Here is a 13613-nt window from a genome sequence, read left to right on the forward strand (position 1 = left end):
ATCACGCAGGCGGGTGGTCGGCGAGGTCGGCGAGGACGTCGGCGTGGCAGGGGAGCGGGGCGCACCAGCAGCCGAGGCGGTGGCCGCGCAGGGGCGGGACGAGGGCGAGCAGGTCGGGGTGGGCGAGCAGGTGGGCGCGGTACCTGGCGACCATCTCCTCGCGGGTGAGGTCCGGGCCGGGGCGGTACGGGCAGTGCAGCGGGGACTCGGCGAGGTGCCAGCCGCCGCGGTGCATGGCGCGGCCGACGTAGACGACGTCGCGGTACCCGGGGTCGTCGCGGTGGCCCTTGAGGTTGACCACGGTGGTGCGGCGGGGTTCGCTCGGCATGCCGTCCATGCTGGCGCACGGCGGGCCCCGGGGCAGCCCGGGGCCGGTGCGGGCTCGCCTTGACACCGGTGCGGGCCGGGCGTAGCAAAAGAGCATGCGCCATCCGCACGCGACCGGCGGGGCCCCTGGGGCGCGGCCGGGCCCGGACCGGCCGCCGGAGCCCGGGGCCGGCGCGGAGACCGGCCGGGCGGCCCCGCCGTCCGTCCGGGAGACGGCCCGGCGGGCGGACCACCGGCGCGACGAGCTGCTCGCCCTGGCCGCGCGCCGGGTGCTGGAGTCGACCGGGGCGTACGGCTCGCTGGTGTACCTGCGCTCGCGGGACCGGCGCTCGCTGGTGCTGCGCACCATCGCGGGCGTGCCGCTGTCGGTGATGGGCCCGTTCCGGCGGGTGGCCGCCGCGGGGCCGCTGCCGGTCGCGGTCGCCTTCCGGACCGGGCGAGCCGTCGTCCTCACCGACGCCGAGGACACCATGCGGCGCTTCCCGCAGCTCGCGGTCGGCCTGCCGTACGACTTCGTCTCCGCCTGCGAGCCGGTGGGGCGCGGCGGGGAGACGTTCGGGGTGCTGACCGCGCTGTGGCCGGCCTCGGACGACGGGGTGGCGGCGCCGGCGGCCCGGCGGCTGGCCGAGGCGGCCGCCCAACTGGCCGACGGCCTGGCCGGGTTGGCGGAGTCCGGGCAGTCGGTGGAGCCGGGCTGCGAGGCGGCCGTGGTGGAGCTGCCGCCGCCGTCGGTGCCGACCACCCGGGTCGGGATGTTCGACTGGGACGTGGCCACCGGGTCGCTCGCCGCCGACACCCAGTTCCTGGAGATCTTCGGTTTCGGACCCGGGGAGTTCGACGGCACGGTGGCCGCCCTGGGCCGTCGCGTCGCCCCCGGAGACCTGCCCGGGTTCCGAGCCGCCGCCCGGATCGCGCTGGAGCGCGGCGAGGTGCTGGCCGCCCGGGTCCGGGTGCTCGGCCCGGACGGCCTGCCGTACCCGGTGGAGCTGTGGGCCCGGGTGCCCAGGGCGATCTCCGACGGCCGGACCCACCTGGTCGGCGCGGTGCTGGACCTCCGGAGCCTGACCGCCGCCGCGGCCGCCGTCGACCGGCTGCCCGAGGGCGTGTTCGCGCTCGACCAGGACGGCCGGATCGGCTACGCCAACCGCGCCGTCGAGCCGCTGCTCCGGGCCCGCCGCGAGGACCTGGTCCACCGCCCCCCGTGGGAGGCGCTGCCCTGGCTCGCCGACCCCTTCTACGAGAACCGCTACCGCGCCGCCCAGCTCTCCCAGCGGCCCACCGCCTTCCTGGCCGCCCGACCGCCGGACGGCTGGCTCGCCTTCTCGCTCTACCCGGACCCGCACGGCGTCACCGCCCGGGTGGTCGCGGCCGAGGCCCCGCCCGGCGCCGCCGAGCCGGCCGCCGTCCCGCCGCCGCCCGCCGCCCGCACGGGGATGGGCGGCACCCACCACCTGCTCCAACTGGCCAGCGCGCTCACCGAGGCGGTCACCGTCCGGGACGTCTGCCGGGCGGTGGCCGAGGAACTCCTGCCGGCCTTCGGCGGCCAGGAGCTCGCCATCTACGCGGTGCGCGAGCAGCGCCTGCACCTGCTCTCGCAGACCGGCTACCCGGACGGCTTCCTGGACGCCTTCGAGGGCATCCCGATGGACACCCGGGTGCCCGGCGCGGAGACGCTCCGCACCGGCACCCCGGTCTTCTTCGAGTCGGTGCGCGAACTCGCCGCCACCTACCCCGGCCTGGCCCTGGACGAGATGGGCGCCTGGGCCTTCCTGCCGCTGATCGCCTCCGGCCGTCCGGTCGGCACCTGCATCGTCGGCTTCGACCTGCCGCGCCCGTTCACCGTGGAGGAGCGCGGCCTGCTCACCGCGCTCGGCGGCTTCATCGCCCAGGCCCTGGAGCGCGCCCGGCTGTACGACGCCGAGTTCGCCCTGGCCCGCGGCCTGCAGCAGGCGCTGCTGCCGCACCGGCTGCCCGAGGTGCCCGGCATCCGGATCACCGCCCGCTACCTGCCCGGCACCCAGGGCATGGAGATCGGCGGCGACTGGTACGACGCGATCGTCACCGGCGGGGACGTCACCCTGGTGATCGGCGACGTCGAGGGCCACAGCGTCGGCGCGGCCGCCACGATGGGACAGCTGCGCAGCGCCGTGCGCGCCTTCGCCACCGGTGGCGACCCGCCCGACGAGGTGCTCGCCCGCACCAACCGGCTGCTGCTCGACCTCGACCCCGGGCTGCTCGCCAGCTGCTGCCTGGTCCGGCTCACCCCGGCCGTCGGGCTCGGCCGGATCGCCCGGGCCGGGCACCTCCCGCCGGTGCTGCGCCACCCCGGCGGGCGGGCCGAGGCGCTGTACGTCCCGGGCGGGCCGCTGCTCGGGGTGGACGAGCGGGCCGACTACCCGGTCAGCGACCTGCGGCTGGGCAGTGGGGCGGTGCTCGCCCTGTACACCGACGGGCTGGTGGAGGACCCGGCGGTGGCGATCGACCAGGGCGTGGACCGGCTGCGGGCCGCGCTGGCCCGGGCGGTGGCGGGGGAGGGACTGGAGCAGGCGGCCGAGCGGCTGCTGCGCGAGGTCGGCTCCGCCCGCCGGGTGGACGACGTGGCGCTGCTGCTCACGGCCTTCGGCTGAGCGGCCGCGCCGTTCGGACCCGGCGGCCGTGCCGTGCGGACCGGGCGGGCAGGTCACCGGGACGGGGCCGACCAGGCGACTTTCGTCGGCGGGGGCGGCGACGAAGGAGGACGGCGGATGACCCGGCCGGACCGATAGCCTCGACGGGTGGAAGCGATCGCGCGGGCCTGGAACACGGCGGTACGGACGGCGCTGCCGGGGCCCTGGCGGCCCCGGCGGGTCGTGGGCGAGGCACTGCTCGCCCTGATGATGGGCGGTTTCGCCGCGCTGATGGAGCTGCTCTCCAACACCGGCCAGGCGGTGCTCGTCGGCGTCGGGGTCGCGGTGGCGTGGGTGCTGCGCAAGGGCCTGCCGGCCACCGTGCTGGTCGTCGTCGCGGCCGCCGCCGGCTGGGCGGTCGGCTCGATCCCGATGCTGGTCTGCGCGGGCTGGACGGCCGGGGCGCGGATCCGCCGGGTCTGGTCGCTGGTCGGCACCTTCGTGGTGGGCTGGGCGCTGTTCACCATGACGGGCGTGCTGAAGGAGGGCGCCTCGTTCTCGCCGAAGCTGCTGCTGCCGCTGTCGTTCGGGGCCTTCCTGGTGGTGGCCGTGCTGCCCGCGCTCTACGGCCGCTACCGGGCGCAGCGCCGCGCCCTGCTGGACGCGCTGCGCGAGCGCAACGAGCAGCTGCTGCGCGAGCGGGTCATGGTGGTGCACCAGGCGCGGCTGCGCGAGCGGCACCGGATCGCCCAGGACATGCACGACAGCCTGGGCCACCAACTGGCACTGATCTCGGTGCACTCGGGCGCGCTGGAGGTGGACCGGACGCTCACCGACCGGCAGCGCGAGGCGGTCGGGGTGCTGCGGCAGGCGGCGGTCGCGGCGATGCGCGAGCTGCGCGAGGTGGTCGGGGTGCTGCACGACGAGTCGACGGCGGTGCCGGCCACCGCCCCGGCGGCCGGCGGGGTGCCCACCGCCGGGTCGGCCGCCGCCGGGGCGGGTGCCGGGGCGCCGGCCCGGGGCGGGGTGGACGGGATCGAGGGGCTGGTGGATTCCTCCCGGGCGGCCGGGGCCGGGATCGACCTCACCGTGGAGGGGGAGCGGCGTCCGCTGGCGGCCGCCGTCGACCACGCGGCGTACCGGATCGTGCAGGAGGCGCTCACCAACGCGCACAAGCACGCCCCCGGCGCGCCGATTGGCGTCGCGCTGCGGTACGAGCCGGACGCGCTGGTGGTGGAGGTCACCAACGCCCGCGCGCCGGAGCTCGTGGGGGCACGCGTCGGGGTGGGCGCGGCCGTCAGCGGCGGTCAGGGGCTGACCGGCCTGCGGGAGCGCGCCCGGTTGGTCGGCGGCATGGTGCACGCCGGGCCCACGCCGGAGCAGGGCTTCCGGCTGGCGGCGGTGCTCCCCTATGAAGGGGAGGAGCAGGACGCGGCGGCGGACGGGGCCGAGGCCTGGATGCTGGACGGCCTGCCGCCCGTCGAGGAGCCGGAGCGCAAGCGGCGCAGTCCGGCGATGGGCTGCGCCCTCGGGGTGGTCGCGATCGCGGTGACCGTGCTCGGCCTGGCGGTCTGGGGCGTGGTCGCCTTCGTCAAGGGCACCAACGACGCGACCGTGCAGCAGCCGATGTACGACCAGATCAGGGTGGGCACCGCCGAGTCCGAGGTGCTGCAGACGCTGCCGCGCGGCAACGACTTCATCACCGACACGTATAAGGGGACAGGGCCCGAGATCCCGGAGGGCGCGCACTGCCGCTGGTTCGCCCTGAACGGGGCGCCCGGCGCCGGCTGGAACGAGGAGCACGTGGCGCGATTCTGCTTCCGGGACGGGGCACTGGTGGAGAAACAGGAGTACGTGATCAGCGGTTGAGTGCCCCCGTGCGCGGGCGGGTGCCCCGGCCGGGCGGGCCGGGCCGGTTTCGGATCACGCTGGTCCGGATCGGGGTGGTTCGGAACGGTCCTGCCGGGATGTGAGGATGGGTGCCGCAGCCCACAGCACCGTTCGAGGGGAATGACCAGCGTGATCCGAGTCCTCGTCGCCGACGACGAGCCGCTGATCCGGGCCGGAATCAGGATGATCCTCGGTTCCGCCGAGGACATCGAGGTGGTCGCGGAGGCCGCCGACGGGCGGGAGGCGCTGGAGCTCGCGCGGGCGCACCGGGTGGACGTGGTGCTGCTGGACATCCAGATGCCGGTGATGGACGGGCTGACGGCGCTCGGGGAACTGGCGAAGGTCGCCCCCGGCGCGCGGGCGCTGATCCTCACCACCTTCGGGGAGCGCGAGAACGTCCTGCGCGCCGTGACCGAGGGCGGTGCCGGCTTCCTGCTCAAGGACACCGCGCCGCACGAGCTGATCCAGGCCGTCCGGGCGGCGGCGGGCGGGAACGCCTTCCTCTCGCCGGCCGCGACCCGGCACATCGTCGACTCGCTGGCCTCCGGGCGCAGCGCCTCGCTGGCCGCCCGCGCCGTCGCGGCGCGGCGTCGGCTGGAGGTGCTCACCCCGCGCGAGCTGGAGGTGTTGGCCCTGCTCGGAGAGGGTCTGTCCAACGCCGACGCGGGGGCGCGGATCCACATGAGCGAGGCGACGGTGAAGACCTACGTCAGCCGGATCCTGGCCAAGCTGGGCTGCGACAACCGGGTCCAGGCGGCGCTGTTGGCGCGGGACGCGGAGCTCGACGGCCGTCGCTGAGGGTGTTCGCGCGGTCGCCGTACGTGTCGGGCGTGACGGATGCCACTCGACGGCGGCGCGGAACCGGGAACTCCGGGTGCGGTGGTGACGGTGCGTCAGTTGACGGTTCCTCCGCGTGGATGGTGTGACGGCTTTCTCGGGCGGACAGGTGTGAGTGAGGGCACGGAATTTGACCGTTTGATCTTGGAAATCTGGTCAAAAATGGTCAAATCGGGCATGATTTTTTGACCCGTACCGCCGGTAACAGTCAACTGACCTGCGACGTCGAAGAATTGCTTGCTGCGTCCGGGTGATGCCCCCTAGCTTCATTGGCGGCGCAACGAGCGCCACCCGGGTTCACCCCGACGCACTGCCCGCCGACTGACCCGCGGCGTGAGGGCGGTGCCCGCCGACGAGACCGGCTCGAACAGGCCGTCGGCGTGCGGAGGTGACCGGGGCGGCACGGCACGTCCGACACGTGTCCGGCCGCCCGTCGAGTGAGGTGAGCGAAAGACTGCCGGCCCATGTCCCGGGCCTGGTTCCGCATGCCCACCCGGGACTTGTCGAGAGGAACTGTATGAATCCCCGTCACGAGACCGCCGCTGCCACCGACACCACCGCCACCACCAAGCGCCACCGCGTGCGGATGGCGGTCCTCGCGGGCGCCGCCGTCGCGGCCCTGCCGGTGGCCGGCCTCGTCACGGCCACCTCGGCCTCCGCCGCTACCTCCTCGACCTGGGACGCCGTCGCCCAGTGCGAGAGCGGCGGGAACTGGAGCACCAGCACCGGCAACGGCTTCCACGGAGGACTGCAGTTCAGCCCGTCCACCTGGGCCGCGTACGGCGGGACCGCGTACGCCTCCCAGGCCAACCAGGCGACCAAGGCGCAGCAGATCGCCGTCGCGGAGAAGGTCCTCGCCTCGCAGGGTGCGGGCGCCTGGCCCGTCTGCTCGCAGAGGGCGGGCCTGGGCAAGGGCGGCGCCCCGGCCGTCGCCGACACCTCGGGCGGCACGGCGGCCAAGGCGGCCAAGCCCGCCGCCAAGCCGGCCACGAAGGCCGCCAAGCCCGCGGCCAAGCCCGCCGCCAAGCCGGCGGCCGCGCAGCAGGCGCCCAAGGGGCAGCCCTCGGCCAAGCCGGCGCAGTCCGCGCCGGTCGCGCCGAAGAACACCGCCGCGGGCGGCTACACCGTCAGGAGCGGTGACACCCTGAGCGACATCGCGGCCAAGTTCGACACCGACACGGACAGCCTGTACCAGAAGAACCTGCGCACCATCGGCGCCGACCCGGACCTGATCTTCCCGGGCCAGACGCTGACCGTCTGACCGACTGACCGTCTGACGGCTGTCCGACCGGCCGATCGTCCGACGGGGCGCCGCCCGACGGAGCCCTGCCGACCGGCCGAGCGGCCGCCCCCATCAGGGCGGCCGCTCGGCCGGTCCCGGCGCGTTCGCGGTCCGTTCCCGCTGGAGCCCCGGACCGGGCGGCCGGCGGTCGGACCGCACCACCGGTGGTCGGCGCACACGCCGGGGCACGGGAGCACGTCGAGACTTGGTTGAACGTTGAACGCAACGTCCGAATACCGCCGGAGGTTTGAAGGTCCCCGGGCCAGGATCGAGTCATGTCCGAGATCGGAACGAGGAGTTCTGGAGATATGACGATGAACGGTGCGGCAGTGCTCGACAGCCTCGACGGCAAGGTGGCCCTGGTGACCGGCGGCAGCCGGGGGATCGGGGCGGCGGTCGCCCTGCGGCTCGCCGAGGACGGCGCCCACGTGGTGCTGACCTACCAGGGCGGCGCGGAGCGGGCCGAGGAGGTCGCCGCGAAGATCACCGCGATGGGGCGGACCGGCTGGGCCGTACGGGCGGACAGCGCCGACCCGGAGGCGGTGCGGGGCGTGGTCGAGGCCGTCGTCGAGCGGTTCGGGAGGCTGGACGTCCTGGTGAACAACGCGGGCGTCGGCGTCCTCGGCCCGATCGGCGACCTCACGCTGGAGGATGTCGACCGGGTCCTGGAGGTGAACGTCCGGGCACCCTTCCTGTACGCCCGGGCCGCCTCCGCGCACCTGACCGAGGGCGGGCGGATCGTCAACCTCGGCAGCTGCATAGCCCAGCGCGTCGCCTTCCCCGGCGCCACGCTGTACGGGACCAGCAAGGCCGCGCTGATCGGCCTGACCAAGGCGCTGGCCCGGGAGCTCGGGCCGCGCGGGATCACCGCCAACCTGGTCCACCCGGGGCCGATCGACACCGACATGAACCCGGCCGGCGGCCCCGCGGCGGAGGGCCAGCGCGAGCTCACCGCGCTCGGCCGCTTCGGCACCGGTGCGGAGGTCGCCGCCGCGGTCTCCTACCTGGTCGGCGAGGGCGGCCGGTACGTCACCGGCGCCGAGCTGGCGGTGGACGGCGGCTTCGCCGCCTGACGCGGGTTCGACGGCAGGTCCCCGGGGCGTGTCCCGCAGGCCCGGCAGGGATCCGCGGGGCGCGCCCCAGGCGGCGGCGGGCCCGGTGTCGCGCCGGGCGGTTGTCGGCGCACGCGCTTACGATCGCCCGGCACGACCCGTGCTCCCGGACCGGGACCCGTACCGAGAGGTGTGCCATGACCGCAGCGGAAGACCCGATCGGGCTGCTCGCCCGGGCGCTCGCGCAGACCGCCGGGCTGATCGACGGCACCGGCGTCGAGCTGGCCGGCCACCCGACGCCCTGCCGCTCCTGGGACGTCGGGGACCTGGTCAGCCACCTCCTGCACGACCTGCGGCAGTTCACCGTCCGGGCGAAGGGCGGGCAGCCGGACTGGTCGCAGCCCTTCGAACGGGTCGAGGAGGACTGGCTGCACGCCTTCGAGGCCGGGGCGGAGGAGCTGGTCGACGCCTGGCGCGCGGCCGGCGACCTCGGCGGCACCCTGGAGGTCCCCGGCGTCGGCACCCTCCCGGCCCGCTTCCCGGTGGACCAGCAGACCACCGAATTCGCCGTCCACGGCTGGGACTTGGCCCATGCCACCGGCCAGTCCACCGAGGGCCTGGACCACGAGGTCGCGCTCGCCGCGCTCGCCTGGGCGACCGGCGCGCTCAAACCCGAGTACCGGGGCACCGAGGAGGAGCAGCACGCCTTCGGGCCCGCCGTCGACGTCCCCGAGGACGCCCCGGCGTACGACCGGCTCGCCGCCTTCTTCGGCCGCGACCCGGCGGCCACCTGACGGGGTCGGCGCCTACCGGCGGCTCCAGCGGAACTCGATCTCCGGGTGGCGCGGGGACGGGGCGTCGAGGAGCGGGGCGGGGCGGTCGCGGAGGAAGTGGTCGGCGAAGGCCAGGACGTAGGCGCGGGTGAGTGCGGTGGCGCGGGCGGGGGCGATGGTGCCGAGCAGGGCGGCGTAGAGCTCGGGGGGCAGGTGGCCCGGGAGGTTGCCGGGGACGGCGGCGTGCGGCAGGTCGGTGAAGCTGAAGTGGCCCGCGCCCAGGGTGCGCAGTTGGCGGCCCCAGGCGTGGTGGTGCTCGCGCCAGCGCCGCCAGGTGTCGTGGTCGTCGAGCGAGGTGAGCAGCAGGAACGGCCGGTCCAGCCCGAGCTCCGGGACGGGGGAGCCGAACAGGCCGCCGTCCAGGTCGAGGCCGATCCGGAAGCGCGGGTCCTGGCGCAGCGCCTCGGCGGCCGCGGCTCCGCCCATGGAGTGGCCGAGCACGCCGATCCGCGCTTCGTCGACCCGGAACGGCAGCCGGCCGCCGGTCAGTTGGCCGGTCACGAAGCGCAGGTCGCCGACCCGCGCGGCGATCTCCTCGCGCTCGGCGGCGTCCCAGTCCGGCGGCTCCTCCGACAGGACGCTGCGCACCAGCCGGCCGTCCGGGAACTCGACGGCGGCGGCGTCGTAGGTGTGGTCGAGAGCCGCGACGAGGTAGCCGTGCGCGGCCAACTCCTCAGCCAGCGCGGTGCAGTTGCTGCGCCCGCCCTTACGGCCGTGGCCGAGCAGCAGCAGGGGGAGCGGGCCGGGGTGGGCGGGCGCGCCGGCGCGGGCGGTGGGGCGGACCAGGCCGAGGGTGCCCGGGTCCATCGGCAGGGCCTGTTCGATCACGGCCGCGACCCGGGGGGTGGTGTACGGCGCGAGGGGCCGGCCGGCGGTGCCGCGCGCCGGGTACCAGAGCTGCACCATCAGCTCGCGCGCGCCGGGCGTGGGCGCGAAGGGGTCGAGCCGGTCGTGGTCGACCAGGTGCAGGCTGGTGGTGCCGACCGGCCGGCCGACGGTGGGCGCGGGGAGGTCGATGGTGCGCGGCGGGGCGGTCGGGGCGGTCGGGGCGGTCGGGGCGGCGAGGCCGGGCCCGGCGGGGAGCAGGGCGGCGGTCCCGCCCAGGCCGGTGAGGGCGAGCAGTGAACGGCGCCTGATCATGCGTCATCCTTGCCGGCTCGGCGACGGGGCCCGGTCAGTCTAGGCCCTCTCTTTCGGATCACGCCGGGCGCGCGACGCCGGAGCACGCACCTCGCCGCGTTGTCGTCGGTCGCCGATGCTCCGCATGGACTCCCTCCTCCGCCTTGCGATGCACGCACTCCGACGCCGCGCGCTGATCCGACGTGATCCGAAAGAGAGGACCTGGGTGGTCTGGACCGGTGACGCCAGGGTTCGGGCTGGCAGCGGGACCGAACCCGAACCCGAACCCGGGCCCAGGGCTCAGGGCTTGGCGCCCTGCCGGGTGGCGGCCTGCTTGATCGCCTCGCGGATGCGCGGGTACGTGCCGCAGCGGCAGATGTTCTGGATCTGGTCGATGTCCGCGTCCGTCGGGTTCGGGGTGCGGCGCAGCAGGGCGACGGCGGTCATGATCTGGCCCGGCTGGCAGAAGCCGCACTGGGCGACGTCGCAGGCGAGCCAGGCCTCCTGGACGGGGTGGAGCACCTCGCCGTCGGCCAGGCCCTCGATGGTGGTGACGGTGTGGCCCGCGCAGTCCTTGACGGAACGGGTGCAGGGCTGGAACTCCTGGCCGTCCAGGTGGCTGGTGCAGGCGCGGCAGACGCCCACCCCGCAGCCGTACTTGGGGCCGGTGACGCCGAGCTTGTCGCGCAGCACCCAGAGCAGGGGCATGTCGTCCGGGGCCTCGACGGTCACGGGCTGCCCGTTGAGGACGAAGGTGTGGCTGGGCATGGGGGTCGCGGTTCCTCGGCTGGCTCGGCTGGTGGTCAGAAGTTGATCGGGAAGGAGCGCGGGCTGGTGCCGGTCGCGCGGGCGTAGGCGTTGGCGACGGCGGCGGAGGCGGCCGGGACGCCCAGCTCGCCCGCGCCGCCGGGCGGTCCGCTCGGCGGCATCAGGTGGATCTCGACCACCGGCGGGGTGTGCCGCTGCCGGGCGTAGTGGAAGTCGCCGTAACTGCCTTCCCGGAAGGCGCCGTTGTCCAGGTGGTTGCCGGCCTGGAGGATCACCGAGATGCCGTCGACCAGCGCGCCGGTGAGCTGGGCCTCCAGGCCGGTGGGGTTGATCACCCGGCCGACGTCGGCGACGACGACGGCCTTGGTGACCCGGGGGTTGGCGCGGTCGGTGGCGTCCAGCTCGACGAGGTAGGCGACGCAGGCGCTGTGCTCGTCGTGGTAGCCGATGCCCTGGGCCTGGCCGGGGGGCATCGGGCGGCCCCAGCGGCCCCGCTTGGCGAGCTCGTCCAGCACCGCCCGCCCGGTGGTGCTGCGCATCCGGTCGCGGCGGAAGGCCAGTTCGTCCTGGCCCATCCGGCGGGCGAGTTCGTCCATCATGATCTCGTCGGAGACCCGGACGGTGCCGGAGTAGACGGAGCGCCAGCTGCCGGTGTGCAGTTCCAGCGGCACCTCGGCGAGCAGCTGGTTGGTCACCCCGACGTCGTACGGGATCTTCTCGGTGAGCAGGAAGAACAGTTCGGCGCCGGTGAGTCCGGCCAGCGGGAGCTTGTAGCCGGCGGCGGTGAACACGTCGCCGAGGCCGTGTCCGAGGTCGGTGCGGACGCCGGCCACGTGGTGTTCCCAGCTGAACACCTGGCCGAGGCCGTAGGTGGCCCGGACGATGTGGTGGCTGGCGGGGCGCATCCGGCCGTGGCGCATGTCGTCGTTGCGGGTCCACATCAGCTTGACCGGGTGGCCGGCGGCCTTGGAGACCTGGGCGGCCTCCAGGGCGGCGTCGAAGAACAGCCGGCGGCCGAACGAGCCGCCGCCGCGCACCACGTGGACGGTGACGGCGTTCGTCGGCAGGCCGAGTTCGGCGGCGATGGTGCCCTGGGCGAGGATCGGACTCTGCGCGGCGAACCACAGCTCGGCCCGGTTCGGCCGGACGTCGGCGACGGCGGTGAGCACCTCCATCGGGGCGTGGTTGACGAAGGCGAAGTCGAACTCGCCCTCCACCCGGTGGGAGAGCAGCGGCGGTGGGAGGGACGGCAGGTGGGCGGCGCGCAGCCGGGACCGTACGTCGGCGTCGGACAGGCCGGCGACCGGCCCCGGGTTCCAGGTGGTGCGCAGTGCGTCGCGGGCCTTGAGCGCCTGGTCGAAGGTCTCGGCGAGGACGGCGACGCCGGTCGGGATCCGCACCACCCCGAGGACTCCGGGCATGGCGCGGGCGGCGGAGGCGTCCAGGGACTTGAGGGTGCCGTTGACGGTGGTCGGGCGGGCGACCACGGTGGGCACGGCGCCCGGGACGTCGAGGTCCCCGGCGTACTTGGCACGGCCGGTGACGATGTCGCGGGCGTCGATCCGGCCGGTCGGCCGGCCGACCAGGCGCAGCTGGTCGGGGGTCTTGGGGAGGGCCGGGACGGCGGGCGCGGCGACGGTGGCCGCCTCGGCGGCGAGGTCGCCGTAGCCGAGCCGGCGGCCGTCGGGGGCGAGGACGGCGGAGTCGGCGGTGCGCAGGGTGGGCGCGGGAACGTTCCAGCGCCTGGCGGCGGCGGTCACCAGCCGGGCCCGGGCGGCGGCGGCCGCGGCGCGCACCGGGTCGTACAGCGAGCGGATCGAGTTGGAGCCGCCGGTCAGCTGGTTGAAGAGCAGTTCGGGGCGGGCGTCGGAGAGCGGGACGTCGACGTCGGAGAGCCGGGCGTCGAGCTCCTCGGCGACGATGACGGCGATCGCGGTGGTGAGGCCCTGGCCGACCTCCAGCCGGGGCAGGTGCAGCACGGCGCGTCCGGCGGGGGTGACTTCGAGGACCAGCAGGTGGGCGGTCGGCAGCCCGGCGATGATCATCGCGTCGCCGAGGTCGACGATGTCCGGGATGCCGGGCAGGCCGATCAGCTGCTGGGGGAGGGCGGTCTCGCGGACCGGCACGGCGGCCGCGGCGGGGGACGGGACGGGGCGCGGGGCGGCCTGTGCGGTGGCGGGTGCGACGGCGTCGGCGCCGAGGCGGGCGCCGACGGTGAGGGTGGGCGCGGCCAACAGGTAGGTGAGGAAGCGCCGGCGGCGGGTGCCCTCCGGGCCCGGGGCGTCCGGGTCGGCCGGAGCGCCGGAGGTGCCCGGGGCGTCCGGGTCGGCCGGAGCGCCGGCGGTGCCCGGGGCGTCCGTGGCAGCAGCCGTACCGTGCGGGTGCCCGGCGTCGCGCGGTCGGCCGTTGGAGTCCGAGGGGGCGAGGGAGGTGCTGATGGGAGGACACCCTTCGGGCCGGAGACGGCGACGGAACGGGCGGGCGGGGCGGCCCCGGGCCGGTGCCGGATCGCGAACGCCGTTGAGCATAAAAGGAGGCTACTGACGGGTCAACACGGTCAAAGTTGGCCCTTGGTCGGCCCGATCACGGTTGTGCGGCGGTCGGCGGGAGCGGAGTCGGAGCGGGTACGGACGGCGCTTCGGAGCTGCGGGCGGGGCCGGAGCAGGGCCGCCGGGACGGGCTCGGAGGCGCCAACTGGCGCCCCTCGCACGCGGGTTCAGGGGTCGGTCGACGGTGCGGCGGCAGGGGGAATTGGCCCAGGAAATTCCTTGATCACTGGACCGTTCCACTGGGCCGGTTCTTCCGTAGGCTGGGGGCGCACCCGAACCGGCGGTTGCGAAGACCGACTCCGCGCGCCGCCCGTCCGGGGGCCGCGAACAAGGGTGACGGTCCGTGAGGC

Annotated in this window: 10 protein-coding genes; 6 read left to right on the forward strand and 4 right to left on the reverse strand. The window is 75.4% G+C overall.

Going from position 1 to position 13613, the window contains the following annotated elements; translation table 11 throughout:
- Nucleotide 1 precedes the first annotated feature (1 nt).
- Nucleotides 2-328 carry a DUF4326 domain-containing protein gene (locus ACLWS4_RS30140; protein WP_117493083.1) on the reverse strand — a complete coding sequence of 109 codons (327 nt, stop codon included), beginning with the start codon at nt 326-328 and terminating at the stop codon, nt 2-4.
- Nucleotides 329-422: 94 nt separating this feature from the next.
- Here ACLWS4_RS30140 and ACLWS4_RS30145 point away from each other — a divergent pair, with 94 nt between their 5' ends.
- The 6 genes from ACLWS4_RS30145 (at nt 423) to ACLWS4_RS30170 (ending at nt 8788) form a co-directional block, all read left to right on the forward strand.
- Nucleotides 423-2954: a SpoIIE family protein phosphatase gene (locus ACLWS4_RS30145; RefSeq protein WP_416875772.1), complete on the forward strand. Its 2532-nt coding sequence runs from the start codon at nt 423-425 to the stop codon at nt 2952-2954.
- 147 nt (nt 2955-3101) lie between these two features.
- Nucleotides 3102-4802, forward strand: a complete 1701-nt coding sequence (locus ACLWS4_RS30150; RefSeq protein WP_416875773.1) for a sensor histidine kinase — start codon at nt 3102-3104, stop codon at nt 4800-4802.
- Between the two features lie 150 nt (nt 4803-4952).
- Entirely contained in the window at nt 4953-5621 is a 669-nt protein-coding gene (locus ACLWS4_RS30155) for a response regulator transcription factor (protein WP_049652130.1), read from the forward strand.
- A 556-nt stretch (nt 5622-6177) separates the two neighbouring features.
- Nucleotides 6178-6921, forward strand: coding sequence for a transglycosylase family protein (locus ACLWS4_RS30160; protein ID WP_416875774.1), 744 nt, complete (start codon nt 6178-6180; stop codon nt 6919-6921).
- A gap of 329 nt (nt 6922-7250) precedes the next feature.
- Nucleotides 7251-8015 carry an SDR family NAD(P)-dependent oxidoreductase gene (locus tag ACLWS4_RS30165; protein WP_198959499.1) on the forward strand — a complete coding sequence of 255 codons (765 nt, stop codon included), beginning with the start codon at nt 7251-7253 and terminating at the stop codon, nt 8013-8015.
- Nucleotides 8016-8191: 176 nt separating this feature from the next.
- On the forward strand, nt 8192-8788 hold the full coding sequence (locus ACLWS4_RS30170) for a TIGR03086 family metal-binding protein (protein WP_416875775.1): 597 nt from the start codon (nt 8192-8194) through the stop codon (nt 8786-8788).
- A gap of 12 nt (nt 8789-8800) precedes the next feature.
- Here the strand turns inward: ACLWS4_RS30170 and ACLWS4_RS30175 are convergent, their stop codons facing one another.
- From ACLWS4_RS30175 to ACLWS4_RS30185, 3 genes are all read right to left on the reverse strand, one after another.
- Nucleotides 8801-9967 (reverse strand): alpha/beta hydrolase family protein, encoded by a 1167-nt coding sequence (locus tag ACLWS4_RS30175; protein ID WP_416875776.1) that lies wholly within the window; start codon nt 9965-9967, stop codon nt 8801-8803.
- Between the two features lie 279 nt (nt 9968-10246).
- Nucleotides 10247-10714, reverse strand: coding sequence for a (2Fe-2S)-binding protein (locus tag ACLWS4_RS30180; protein WP_049652133.1), 468 nt, complete (start codon nt 10712-10714; stop codon nt 10247-10249).
- A 35-nt stretch (nt 10715-10749) separates the two neighbouring features.
- Nucleotides 10750-13242 (reverse strand): molybdopterin cofactor-binding domain-containing protein, encoded by a 2493-nt coding sequence (locus ACLWS4_RS30185; RefSeq protein WP_416875777.1) that lies wholly within the window; start codon nt 13240-13242, stop codon nt 10750-10752.
- Between the last annotated feature and the right edge of the window lie 371 nt (nt 13243-13613).

It is taken from the genome of Kitasatospora sp. SC0581 (assembly GCF_048159585.1).
GTDB lineage: Bacteria > Actinomycetota > Actinomycetes > Streptomycetales > Streptomycetaceae > Kitasatospora.